Source organism: Nocardioides sp. NPDC000445 (genome assembly GCF_040300245.1).
Lineage (GTDB): Bacteria > Actinomycetota > Actinomycetes > Propionibacteriales > Nocardioidaceae > Nocardioides.
The window spans coordinates 247981-260451 of the sequence record NZ_JBEPDH010000007.1 but is presented as its reverse complement, the minus strand read 5'-3'; the positions used below and the strand labels follow the sequence as shown (position 1 = coordinate 260451).

Annotated in this window: 11 protein-coding genes; all 11 read right to left on the bottom strand. The window is 68.2% G+C overall.

Going from position 1 to position 12471, the window contains the following annotated elements:
- Nucleotides 1-39: 39 nt before the first annotated feature.
- Nucleotides 40-1758 carry an LpqB family beta-propeller domain-containing protein gene (locus tag ABT304_RS12120; RefSeq protein WP_350715429.1) on the bottom strand — a complete coding sequence of 573 codons (1719 nt, stop codon included), beginning with the start codon at nucleotides 1756-1758 and terminating at the stop codon, nucleotides 40-42.
- Entirely contained in the window at nucleotides 1755-3371 is a 1617-nt protein-coding gene (gene mtrB, locus ABT304_RS12115) for an MtrAB system histidine kinase MtrB (RefSeq protein ID WP_350715427.1), read from the bottom strand. The genes ABT304_RS12120 and mtrB overlap by 4 nt, the downstream gene beginning before the upstream one ends.
- Nucleotides 3368-4075 (bottom strand): MtrAB system response regulator MtrA, encoded by a 708-nt coding sequence (gene mtrA, locus ABT304_RS12110; RefSeq protein WP_160027305.1) that lies wholly within the window; start codon nucleotides 4073-4075, stop codon nucleotides 3368-3370. Before mtrA ends, mtrB begins: the two co-directional genes overlap by 4 nt.
- A gap of 161 nt (nucleotides 4076-4236) precedes the next feature.
- Nucleotides 4237-5676 (bottom strand): adenosylhomocysteinase, encoded by a 1440-nt coding sequence (ahcY, locus tag ABT304_RS12105; RefSeq protein ID WP_201451226.1) that lies wholly within the window; start codon nucleotides 5674-5676, stop codon nucleotides 4237-4239.
- A gap of 172 nt (nucleotides 5677-5848) precedes the next feature.
- Nucleotides 5849-6808, bottom strand: a complete 960-nt coding sequence (locus ABT304_RS12100; protein ID WP_350715425.1) for a DUF808 domain-containing protein — start codon at nucleotides 6806-6808, stop codon at nucleotides 5849-5851.
- A 27-nt stretch (nucleotides 6809-6835) separates the two neighbouring features.
- Nucleotides 6836-7654 (bottom strand): amino acid ABC transporter substrate-binding protein, encoded by an 819-nt coding sequence (locus tag ABT304_RS12095; RefSeq protein WP_350715423.1) that lies wholly within the window; start codon nucleotides 7652-7654, stop codon nucleotides 6836-6838.
- A 122-nt stretch (nucleotides 7655-7776) separates the two neighbouring features.
- Complete coding sequence (locus ABT304_RS12090; RefSeq protein ID WP_350715421.1) at nucleotides 7777-8589, bottom strand: substrate-binding periplasmic protein; 813 nt, start codon at nucleotides 8587-8589, stop codon at nucleotides 7777-7779.
- 264 nt (nucleotides 8590-8853) lie between these two features.
- On the bottom strand, nucleotides 8854-9666 hold the full coding sequence (locus tag ABT304_RS12085) for a substrate-binding periplasmic protein (protein ID WP_350715419.1): 813 nt from the start codon (nucleotides 9664-9666) through the stop codon (nucleotides 8854-8856).
- A gap of 175 nt (nucleotides 9667-9841) precedes the next feature.
- On the bottom strand, nucleotides 9842-10873 hold the full coding sequence (locus tag ABT304_RS12080; RefSeq protein WP_160027295.1) for an SIS domain-containing protein: 1032 nt from the start codon (nucleotides 10871-10873) through the stop codon (nucleotides 9842-9844).
- Between the two features lie 7 nt (nucleotides 10874-10880).
- Nucleotides 10881-11081 carry a Trm112 family protein gene (locus tag ABT304_RS12075; protein WP_350715417.1) on the bottom strand — a complete coding sequence of 67 codons (201 nt, stop codon included), beginning with the start codon at nucleotides 11079-11081 and terminating at the stop codon, nucleotides 10881-10883.
- Nucleotides 11078-12466 carry a phosphomannomutase/phosphoglucomutase gene (locus ABT304_RS12070; RefSeq protein ID WP_350715415.1) on the bottom strand — a complete coding sequence of 463 codons (1389 nt, stop codon included), beginning with the start codon at nucleotides 12464-12466 and terminating at the stop codon, nucleotides 11078-11080. Before ABT304_RS12070 ends, ABT304_RS12075 begins: the two co-directional genes overlap by 4 nt.
- Between the last annotated feature and the right edge of the window lie 5 nt (nucleotides 12467-12471).

Here is a 12471-nt window from a genome sequence, read left to right as displayed (position 1 = left end):
AACCAGTGGCTGCGTACCTGTGGATAACGCTGTGGAGAGTCAGCCCTGGTAGGTGACGTCGGAGAGATCGGAGGGCAGCCCCAGGTCGAACCTGTCGAGGGGGTCCAGGAGGGTCCAGCCCGAGATCGCGTAGAGGCGGGCCGAGGCCACCGGGGAGCCGACGACGCCGGTGACCCGGTCACTGAGGGTGTAGCGCTCGCCGCTGGGGGCACCGTCCAGCGAGACCGACTGGAAGAGCGCGGTCGAGCTGATCTGCTGGACCGCGACGATGGTGGTCGGCGAGGTCCAGGCGATGTCGGTGACCCGCATCGTCGCGGAGTCCGGGTGCGGCAGCAGGACGGCAGACGTCGAGGTGGTGATCTCGCCCTTCGAGCTGGCCTGCAGGCGGCTGACCACGATCCGGTCCGAGGACTCCCCGTCGATCACCGCCACGAACCGGGTGCCGTCGCGGGAGACCAGGAAGCGAGTCACGTTCTCCCCGGTCACCCCGGGTATGGCGACGCGGACGCGACGGTCGCCGTCGACGTACATCACCCGGGCGCCGGTCGAGTCCTTGTCGACGAGCCACAGCCGGCCGGCGAGGTCCCAGGAGGGCCTCAGCAGCCGAGTGCCCTTCACCGGAGCCCTGGTGAGCTCGCCGTCGCTGGTCAGCTGGCCGACGACGACGCCGGTGCGGTCGGCGGTGATCGCCGCGGCCGTAGAGCCGTCGGCGTCGACGGCGACATCGGTGACGCCGTGAGACTTCGCCCAGCCGCCGAGCACCGGAACCCACGGGTCGCCGTTCTCGCCGGTGCTGGTCACCAGCGCTCCACCGCGGAGCGCGTAGAGGTCGACCCTGGCGGTATTGCCGTTGGGGTCGTAGCCGCCGCCGCTGTCGACGTTGAACGTCTCCCCATAGCCCGGCAGCACCACCGGCTCGCCGTCGATCGTGAGCCGGATGCGCTCCACGCTGGCGTCCTGCCGCAGGGTCCAGGCCAGCTGGGCGCCCATGAGCTGGAGCTCCTCGGAGCTGTGGTCCTTCAGATCACCGGCGAGGTCGACCTCGGCCACCCCGTCGCGTACGTCCACCGAGCGGGGCTCGTCCGCCCCGGGCGGGAGCGCGCTGCGGATCACGCCCTGCGCCTCCTCCCCCGGGCCGCTCAGCAGGCTGGCGACCAGGGTGGTGGCGTAGGAGTTGCCCTTGGGGGCGAAGATCGGCTCGGGCACCAGGGTGTGGCCGGTCGGTTCGACGTAGTAGAGGTTGCTGCGGGCGAAGTGGGTCAGGAACCAGTCCTCCTCGACGACCAGGGCGTTGGGTGCCGCACTGATCCGCCACTCGCCCTCGGCACGGGTCAGCTCGAAGTCGAGGATCGCCTGCGAGGCGGCAAGCTTGCCGCGCCACACTCCTCGCTCGTCGAGCCAGCCGGCGTCCTCCAGCTCCACCGACACCCGCGGCGAGGAGCTGACGTGGCTGCCGAGCTCGCCGTAGACCAGGGTGCGGCCGGCCGGCGCCCAGTTCATCGCCGCGTCCTTGGTGAGGTAGCGGCGGGCGTAGGCGGTGCTCATCGGGGTGGCCTTCATCGCGTCGAGGAACCCGTCCACGATCTCGCCCGGGGACGCTCCCGCGCGCGGGGCGCCGGGATTGTAGGGAATGACCTCCTCTTGCGCGTCCGGCGCGGCCAGGTCGACGCTCTGGACGGGCCCGGAGTCGGGCACGCCCGAGCATGCCGAGATGAGGAGCGCGAGCGCGGCCAGGAAGACGGCGAAGACGGGTCTCACGATGCCTCCAGGGTGTCACGGGCGTCCGCCGGGACGAGCGGGAGCGGGCTGTGCCGCAGCACCGCGCCGGCATAGCGCGGAAGCGTGAGCCGGAACTGCGCACCCTGGTCCGGGCGCCCCCAGGCCTGCAGCCAGCCTCCGTGGAGATGGGCGTCCTCGAGGGAGATCGACAGGCCCAGGCCGGTGCCGCCGCTGGAACGGTCCCGGGCGGGGTCGGCACGCCAGAACCGGTTGAAGACCAGGGCGGTCTCCCCGGGGGCCAGCCCGACACCGTGGTCGCGCACGGTCAGCGCCGCCGCGTGCTCGTCGCTGTCGATCCGGATGGTGACGGTCTGCCCCACCAGAGCATGGTCGGTGGCGTTGGCCACCAGGTTGCGTACGATCCGCTCGACCCGGCGATGGTCGACCTGGGCGATGCACGGATGGCTCGGAGCGACGACCTTCAGCTCGATGTCGCGCTTGTCGGCGAGCGGCGTGTAGGCCTCGACGACGGCGTGGGCCAGCGCGGTCAGGTCGGTGTCGTAGAGGTCGAGTACGGCCGCCCCGGCATCGAAGCGACTGATCTCGAGCAGGTCGCTCAGGAGCGTCTCGAACCGGTCCAGCTCGGTCTGCAGCAACTCGGCCGCCCGGGCCGTCGGGGCGTCGAAGGTGTCTCGGGCCTCGTAGAGGACGTCGCTGGCCATGCGTACGGTGGTGAGCGGCGTACGCAGCTCGTGGGAGACGTCCGAGCTGAACCGTCGCTGCACGCGGGAGAGGTGCTCGAGCTGTCGGATCTGGTTCTGCAGCCCGCTGGCCATCTGGTTGAACGAGAGCGCCAGGCCGGTGAGGTCGTCCTCGCCGTGGACGACCATCCGCTCTTCCAGGCGGCCGGCGGCGAGCCGCTCGGCGGTCCTGCGGGCGATCCGGATCGGCGTGACGACGTGGCGGGTCACGATCCAGCTGCCGACACCGATCAGCAGGATCAGGATCGCACCGGCGGCCAGCAGCCCGCGGGTGATGACGCCGAGCGTCTCCTGCTCCTGGTCCATCGGGAAGAGGAAGTAGATGTTGTACGTGTCGTCGTGCAGCTCCACCTGCGACCCGATCACGATGCCGGGCGTCGAGGACCGCTCGCCGTCGTCGTAGGAGATCCGGGTGTAGGTCCAGGCCGGCTCGGCGCGGATCGTCTGGAAGCGGTCCTCGAGGGTGCGCGGGACGCTGCGTACGTCCACACCGGGTGTCCACTCGACACCGTCGTCGCTGATCCGGCCGGAGGTCGAGGTCACCGGACCGGCCATGACGACGCCGTAGCCGCGCGAGACGCTGCGCTGGATGATCGGGTCGCCCAGGTCGTTGCGCTGCAGCGGGGTGCCGCCGTTGGCGCCCGAGGTCTCCGCGATGCTCGAGCGGGCCGCGGAAAGCTCCTCGGAGGCCTCCGCCTTCGCCGCGGCGACCCGGTCCTGGACCAGCTCGTCGCCGATCTGCTCGAGCAGGATCAGCCCGACCAGGCTGACGGCGGCCGCGGTGAGGAGGACGGTGTAGACCACGACGCGGGTCTGGATCGACCGGCGCCAGGTGGTCAGGAGCTTCTTGGGCGTCCGGGCAGTGGTGCGGACGACCTGCTGGAGTGTCACACGGGCCCTGCCTTGTAGCCGACGCCGCGGACGGTGACGACGATCTCGGGGTTCTCCGGGTCGTGCTCGACCTTGGAGCGCAGCCGCTGGACGTGCACGTTGACCAGCCGGGTGTCGGCGGCGTGACGGTAGCCCCACACCTGCTCCAGCAGCACCTCGCGGGAGAAGACCTGGTGAGGCTTGCGGGCGAGGCACTCCAGCAGGTCGAACTCCAGCGGCGTGAGCTGGATCTGCTCCTCACCTCGGGTCACCTGGTGGCCGGCCACGTCGATGGTGAGGTCGCCGATCTCCAGCACCTCGGGCACGGCGTCGCCGTGCCTGCGGACCCGCGCCCGGATCCTCGCGATCAGCTCCTTGGGCTTGAACGGCTTGACCACGTAGTCGTCGGCACCCGACTCGAGCCCGACCACCACGTCCACCGTGTCGCCCTTCGCGGTGAGCATGACGATCGGCACACCCGACTCCTTGCGGATCTGCTTGCAGACCTCGATGCCGTCCATCCCGGGAAGCATCAGGTCGAGCAGCACCACGTCGGGCTTGTAGTCGTGGAACGCCGGCAGCGCCATGTCACCACGAGCGACGAGCTGTGAGTCGAACCCCTCTTGTCTCAGCACGATCGCAAGCATCTCGCTCAGCGAGGCATCATCATCGACGACGAGGACCTTTCCCTTGGCGGGCTGGTCGGGAGCACTGCGATCGGCCATGTGTCCGATTCTGTCACCCAGTGCGTGCGACGCGTCACATGAGCCACCCCACAACGCGCGAGTCGGCCCGTCCTGACCCGATTCCCTGCCGAGTCGGCTCGTCATGACGAGCCGACTCGGCGAGGTTCTCGGTCAGGACGAGCCGACTCGGCGAGGGTGGATCAGTAGCGGTAGTGGTCCGACTTGTAGGGACCCTCGACCGGGACACCGAGGTAGTCGGCCTGGGCCTTGTTGAGCTCGGTGAGCTCGACACCGAGGGCGTCGAGGTGGAGGCGGGCGACCTCCTCGTCGAGCGCCTTGGGCAGGACGTAGACGCCGATCGGGTACTCGTCAGTCTTGGTGAAGAGCTCGATCTGGGCCAGCGTCTGGTTGGTGAACGAGTTCGACATCACGAAGCTCGGGTGACCGGTGGCGTTGCCCAGGTTGAGCAGGCGGCCCTCGGAGAGCACGATGATCTTCTTGCCGTCGGGGAAGATCCACTGGTGGACCTGCGGCTTGATCTCGTCCTTGACGATGCCCGGGATCTTCGCGAGGCCGGCCATGTCGATCTCGTTGTCGAAGTGGCCGATGTTGCCGACGATGGCCTGGTTCTTCATCTTCTCGAAGTGCTCGACCCGGATGATGTCGAAGTTGCCGGTCGTGGTGATGAAGATGTCGGCGGTCTCGACGACCGACTCCAGGCGGCGGACCTCGTAGCCGTCCATCGCCGCCTGCAGCGCGCAGATCGGGTCGATCTCGGTGACGATGACGCGAGCACCCTGGCCGCGCAGCGACTCCGCGGAGCCCTTGCCGACGTCGCCGTAGCCGCACACGACCGCGACCTTGCCGCCGATCATCACGTCGGTGGCGCGGTTGATGCCGTCGATGAGCGAGTGGCGGCAGCCGTACTTGTTGTCGAACTTGGACTTGGTGACCGAGTCGTTGACGTTGATCGCCGGGAAGAGGAGCGAGCCCTCCTTGAACCGGTCGTAGAGGCGCAGGACACCGGTGGTGGTCTCCTCGGTGACGCCCTTGATGCCGTTGGCGATGTTGGTCCAGCGCTGCGGGTCGTTCTTCAGCGAGCGGTCGAGGACCCGGAGGACCTCCTTGAACTCCTCGTTGTCGGTGGAGTCCTGGCCCGGCACGGCGCCCGCCTTCTCGAACTCGACACCCTTGTGGACGAGCAGCGTGATGTCGCCGCCGTCGTCGAGGAGCATGTTGGGGCCGACCTTGTTGCCGTCGGCGTCGGTGAAGTCGAAGACCTTCTCGGCCTCGTCCCAGTACTCCGCCAGGGTCTCGCCCTTCCAGGCGAAGACCGGGGTGCCCTGGGGGTCCTCGGCGGTGCCGTTGCCGACGACGACGGCAGCGGCGGCGTGGTCCTGGGTGGAGAAGATGTTGCAGGTGGCCCAGCGCACGTCGGCGCCGAGTGCGGTCAGCGTCTCGATCAGTACGCCGGTCTGGATCGTCATGTGCAGCGAGCCGGCGATGCGGGCGCCCTTGAGCGGCTGGTCCTTGCCATAGCGCTCGCGCATGGCCATCAGGCCCGGCATCTCGTGCTCGGCGAGGGAGAGCTCCTTGCGGCCGAACTCGGCCAGGCTCAGGTCGGCAACCTTGTAGTCCATGGTTATTCCTTACCGAAGTTAATGCGGGCCTGCGTCGCGCATCTGCGCATCAGCGGGATCTCCCACGCAGGTTCCTCTCAGACTACAAGCGGCCCTCGGCCCCTGCGGTAATCCTGGACGGCAAACGCCAGGCCAACATCAACGGACGAGCGCCCACCGAACCCGCCTCGGATCAGTGGCTCTTCTTGAACGGCAGCAGGTGCAGTACGCCGACCACGATCGCTCCGACGATGAGTCCGACGAGCGCGGAGAAGAAGGTGTTGACCAGCCAGGCGGCAGCCGCGCCGACGGCACCGAGGGCATGGTGGACCTCCTCCTCGAGGTGGTGCACGGTGTCGTACGGCCACGCCCAGCCGGGGTGGCCGGCGGCGAGGCCGTTGACGTCGTGGACACCGACCAGGATCAGGTGGCCACCGACCCAGAGCATCGCGACGGTGCCGACGATCGAGATCACGGTGAGCACCTTCGGCATCGCCGAGACCATGCCCAGGCCGAGCCGCTGGGCGAAGGCACCGGGGCGCTGGGAGAGCGACAGGCCGGCGTCGTCCATCTTCACGATCAGGGCGACCACGCCGTAGACCACGATCGTGATCAGGAACGCGACCGCCACCAGGGCACCGAGGCGCATCCAGAAGCCCTGGTCGATGACCTCGTTGAGCGCGATCACCATGATCTCGGTGGAGAGGATCAGGTCTGTGCGTACGGCACCCGAGATCATCGTCTTCTCGGCCTCGGGCCCTTCCAGGGCGACCGGCGTCTCGTGGGCCTCCTCGTGCGGCCGGACCCACTCCAGGACCTTCTCGACGCCCTCGTAGGCGAGGAAGGCGCCACCAACCATCAGGATCGGGGTGATCGCCCAGGGCGCCCACTGCGCCAGGATCAGCGCCACCGGAAGGATGATCAGCAGCTTGTTGCGCAGCGAGCCGAGCGCGATCTTCTTGATGATCGGCACCTCGCGCTCGGCGGCGATGCCGTGGACGTACTGCGGCGTCACCGCGGTGTCGTCGATGACGACACCGGCGGCCTTGGCCGAGGCCTTGCCGGCCGCAGCGCCGACGTCGTCGACGGACGCAGCCGCCAGCTTGGCGATGGCGGCTACGTCGTCGAGGAGTGCGAAGAGTCCGGCGCTCATGGTCGGAACCTTATCGGGTGCGGTCGGCTACTCGACGCCCTGCTCCCGGAACCGCTCCGAGAGCGGGTATTCCTTGAAGTAGTCGGTCTTGATCCGCAGCCAGTCGCCGTTGACGATCATCTCGTCGATCGCCTCGTCGGCCTGGTCCCTGAGCCCGTCGCCCTTGCGGAAGACGAAGGCGATGGGGGCCTTGTCGGACGGAAAGACGATCCGCTCCTCCATCGGGATCGGGGCGTCCTTGATCAGGCCCTCGGTGAACGGCGCGTCGTAGAAGAACGAGTCCGCCTTGCCGGCCGCGACCGCCTCGAGCGCAGCCGCCTCGTTCTTCCGCTTCACGATCTCGGCCTTGGGGAAGCGAGCCTTGAGGATGCTCTCCTGCGCGGTGCCGTCCACGATGGCGACCCTGGTGCCGTTGACGTCCTTGAGCTTCTTGATCGGGGAGTCCTTCGGAGTCGTGAAGGACAGGTACGTCACGAAGTAGGGGTGCGAGAAGTCGTAGGCCTTCTGGCGCTCCTCGGTGACGCTCACCTGCGAGGCGATCATGTCGATCTCGCCTTCGTCGAGCGCGGTGAACAGGTCGGCGAAGTCCATCGGGATGAACGACGGCTTGATGCCGAGCGACTCGGTGACGCCGAGGGCGACCTCGTAGTCGAAACCCTTCACGGTGGAACCATCGGTGTAGTAGACCGGCGGGCTGTCCAGCACACCGATCTTGAGCTGGCCGTCATCGGCGGCGCTGCTGCGCCTGGCGGAGGAGGGGCCGGTCGTCTCGACCGTGTTGGAGACCACGATCAGGATCACCAGAAGGGTGACCGCGCCCGCAAGGATGAACTTCAGGGATTTCATACGACGTCCTGGGTGGGGGGAGGGGTGCGCCGAGACACTGCCGACCCGACCGGAGTCGGGCCAGCGGGCATCGTAGGCTACTGGACTTCAGGCGCCCCAAAGTGGGGCGAGCCGGGTCAGGCTCAGGCGCCCTTGTCCTTGAAGACCTCGGAGAGCGGGTACTCCTTGAAGTACTCCTTCTTGATCTTCAACCACTGCCCATCGAGGATCATCTCCTCGAGGACCCCGTCGATCGTCGCCTTGCGCGCGTCACCCTTCTGCATGACGAACCCGATCGGAGCGTCGTCCGCCGGGTAGACGATCGCCTCCTTCAAGGTGATCGGCGCCCGGTTGATGATCGGCGCGGTGTAGGGCGCGTCGTAGAAGAACGCGTCGGCCTGGCCGGTCTGGATCGCCTTGACCGCGGAATCCTCGTCCTTGGCCTTGATGATGTTGACGTTCTCGTACTGCTCGGCGAGGTAGCGCTCGTGGATCGTGCCCTCGACGACCGCGATGTTCTTGCCGTTGACGTCCTCGCGCTTCTTGATCGGCGAGTCCTCCGGGGTGAGGAAGGAGAGGTACGTGACGAAGTAGGGCGCGGTGAAGTCGAAGTCCTGCTTGCGCTCCGCGGTCTCGGTGACCTGGGCGCCGATCATGTCGATCTCACCGGCCTCGAGCGCGGTGAAGAGGTCGCTGAAGTCCATCACCACGAACTCCGGCTTGGCACCCAGACCCTCGGCGACGCCGAGCGCCATCTCGTAGTCGAAGCCCTTGGTCACGCCGTCGACCTTGTAGTAGGCGGGCTCGGTGCCGTCGACACCGATCCGCAGCGTGCCTCCTGCGGAGGCACTCTTCTCGTCGGTCGCTTTCGGTGCGGGATCGGCGAAGTAGCCGCCGATCACCAAGACCCCCAGAAGGGCCAGGGCGCCGGCGACGACAAACTTGATGTGATTCATGCGGAAGTCCTGTGTTTTCGGGATGGTGGGGCATGCCCGTCACGTCGGCGCCGAGAATCCGAGACGTGCTGGCCAAGAGTGGCCGGACGATGTTGCATCAAACACCTGTCTGCTCCCTCGCGTCCAGGTTTTCGACGATCGATGTCACGATCTGTCACGATCCGTGACCGAACCTTCACCGCCGTGCGTGACACAGATCACGCGCATCGTTCACCTTCGAGAGTCCGCCTCAGGCGAACGGAACCAAACACAGACACCCGCACCTCAGGCGCCCTTCTCCCTGAAGACTTCGGAGAGCGGGACCGCCTCGAAGTAGTCCGTCTTGATCTTCACCCACTCCCCGTTGAGGACCATGTCCTCGATGACCTCGTCGATCTGCTCCTTGCGCTGATCGCCCTCCCGAACCACGAACCCGATCGGGGCGTCCTCGGCCTGGTAGACGATCGGCTCGATCAGCGGGATCGGCGCGCCCTTGATGACCGACTGCGAGTAGGGAGCGCCGTAGAAGAACGCGTCGGCCTCGCCCCGCCCCATCGACCTGACCGCGGCGTCGGCGTTCGGAGTCTTGATGACCGTGACGTCCTCGTACTGCTCGTCGAGGTAGCGCTCCTGGACGGTGCCCTCGACCACGGCGACCTTCTTGCCGTGGATGTCGTCGCGGCTCTTGATGGCCGAGCCCTTCGGAGCGAGGAAGGACACGTACGTCACGAAGTACGGAGCGCTGAAGTCGTACTTCCGCTCCGCCTCGTCGGTCTTGGTGACCTGGGCGCCGATCATGTCGATCTTCCCCGCCTCCAGAGCCGGGAAGAGCTCGTTGAAGTCCATCTCCACGAACTCCGGCTGCGCACCCATGCCCTCGGCGACGCTGCGCGCCATCTGGTAGTCGAAGCCCTTGGTGACGCCGTCGACCTTGTAGTACGACGGCTCCGCGCTGTCGACGCCGATCCGGAGGGTGCCGCCGGCCGCGGCGCTCGCCTCGTCGGTCGCGGGCGGTGCGGGGTCGGAGAGTCGTCCGCTGAAGACGATCGCGCCCAGGAGGGCAAGGGCACCGACGACGACGAACTTGGTCTGGCTCATGGGAGGGGGATCCTGTTCCAGGGAGGGGCCAGCCTTCGATGTGGCTGAATTGTTGCCAAATCGAACAGCGGTCCACTCCGCGACGTCCAGGGTCCTCAACCCATAACGAGACGTCGCCAACGTCGCTGACCGTGCGATATGAGCCAGATCACACGGTTCTGTCCGTGATTCGGAATCAACCGTCGCTAACGAGACCCAAACGAAGATACTCCGCGGAGTATGTGCCCTGGAGCAGCAGCGACGCGTAGCGGGCGACCTCCGTGGTCGCGTTCGCCTCGACGACCTCCACCCGTACGCCGCGCGTGTCCGCGGCCTCGGTGAGCAGGCGTCGCTGCTCGACCATGATCGGATCGGTTGCGCCGTCGTCGAGGATGACCAGAACAGGACGTACGGACGCCTCCTCCTCGGCGAAGGGGTCGTCGAAGACGTTGCGCGGCCGCGCCGCCTCGAGGACCGGGAGCAGGTCGTCGGCGTCACCGGCGATCGCACCGCGGCCGCTGGCCCTGCGCAGGTTCTCGGCGACGCGTCGGGCAGCGCGGGCGGCGAGGACGGAGCCACCCCACACCACCGGGAGCGAGTCGGCCAGCGAGATCGCCAGGATCTTGCCCGGGTTGACCGAGATGTCGCGATGCGGCGAGCAGGCGGTGGCGACGTCGTCGAGCGCGTCGGCCACCTTGTCCGCGTCGGCCTCCGGGCCGAGTCCGACCGAGTTGAGGTAGGTGAGCATCAGGATCGCCATCGCGAGGGTGTCGCCGCCCTCGACCGGGAGCAGCGTGCTGTCACGCCCCTCGGCGTGCTGGGCGACCAGCGACTTCTCCGGTGCGGCCACGACCAGCTGGGCGCCACGGCGCACGGCCTCGGCGGCAGCCGAGGCCTCACCCGGGTCGGAGCCGGTCGGGGCCAGCACGACCACGAGGTCGAGGCTCCCGGCCCAGCCCGGCAGGCCAGGGGCGGGCCAAGCGACGAACGGCACCGGGCAGAACGGCTCGAGGACGGCGCGCAGCAGGCGCGAGTCGGGACCCGCCGCGACGACAGCCCGGGGCCGGCCGGTCTCTGCGGCGCGGCGTACGGCCTCCTGCAGGGGCTCTGCGGCACCCGCAGCCTCCCGGCGGACCCGGGCTCCGGACTCGGCCAGCGAACGCAGCAGCAGGTCGATACCGGCCAGCGCCCGCTCGTCGTCCAGCCTGGACTCGTCGAACCAGGTCATCGCGGCCTCACCCCTCCGTTGGCTGAGCCTTGGTGGGACGGGCCTCGTCGATGAGGAGGACGGGGATGCCGTCACGGACCGGGTAGGCAAGGCCGCACTCCCCCTGGCAGACCAGCTCGCTGTCGGCCTCCACAGGCAGGAGGTCGCCGTGGCACTGCGGACAGACGATGATCTCGAGCAGCTTCTCGCTCAGGCCCAGGGCGCTCATGAGACGGTTTCCTTTCGAATGATCGCGAGCGCCTCGTCGCGCACGCGCTCCATGGTGGGTGTGTCCTTGCCCTCCGCGTTGAGCCGCAGCAGCGGCTCGGTGTTGGAGGCCCGTACGTTGAACGACCAGTCGGCGTGGGAGAGGGTCAGGCCGTCGAGCTTGTCGACGGTCACACCGTCGCGCCCGGCGTACGCCTTCTCGATCTCGGCCACCGTGGCGGCCTGGTCGGGGACGGTGGAGTTGATCTCGCCGCTCATCGGATAGCGAGCGTAGTCGGCCAGCAGCTCGCTCAGCGGCTTGTCGGTCTCGGCGAGGGCGGCGAGGACGTGCAGCGCGGCGAGCATGCCGGAGTCGGCGCGCCAGAAGTCACGGAAGTAGAAGTGGCCACTGTGCTCCCCACCGAAGGCCGCCTCGGACTCGGCCATCACGGCCTTGATGTAGGAGTGGCCGACGCGGGTGCGTACCGGGGTGCCGCCGAGCTCGCTCACGATCTCCGGAACCGCACGGGAGGTGATCAGGTTGTGGATGATCGTCGCGCCCGGCTCCTGCGCCAGGGCACGCTCGGCGATCAGTGCGGTGATCGCGCTCGGGCTGACCACCTCGCCCTTCTCGTCGACCAGGAAGCAGCGGTCGGCGTCGCCGTCGAATGCCAGGCCGGCGTCGGCGCCGGTCTCGCGCACCTTGGCCTGGAGGTCGACCAGCGTGGTCGAGTCGAGCGGGTTGGCCTCGTGGTTGGGGAAGGTGCCGTCGAGCTCGAAGTACATCGGGATCAGCTCGACGGCCTCGGCGCCCAGGCGGCCGAAGACCGCGGGCGCGGTGTGGCCGGCCATGCCGTTGCCGGCGTCGGCGACGATGGTGAGCCGGCGGCCCTTGACCGGGGCCAGACCGAGCAGGTGCGCGGCGTACGCCTCCAGCACATCGGTCTCGCTGATGCTGCCGGCGACGTCGGCGATCGGGGCCCCACCTGAGATGACCAGATCGCGGATCTCATCGAGCCCGGTCTCGGCGCCGACCGGGACCGCGTTGGCCCGGCACAGCTTGATGCCGTTGTACTGCGCCGGGTTGTGGCTGGCGGTGAACATCGCGCCCGGAAGGCCGAGGTGACCGGAGGCGAAGTAGAGCTCGTCGGTCGAGGCCAGCCCGATCATCGTCACGTCGGCACCGGCCTCGGTCGCACCTTCGGCGAAGGCCCCCGAGAGCACCGGGGAGCTCGGGCGCATGTCGTGGCCGACTACGATCTCACCGCCACGCGCGTCGACGACGTGCACGAAGGCCCGTCCCGCGAGTCGGGCGAGGTTCTCGTCGATCTGGTCAGGGACGGTGCCACGGACGTCGTACGCCTTGAAGACGGCGTTGGCGATGTCGGGGTCGACTCTCTCCGGCATGTCCG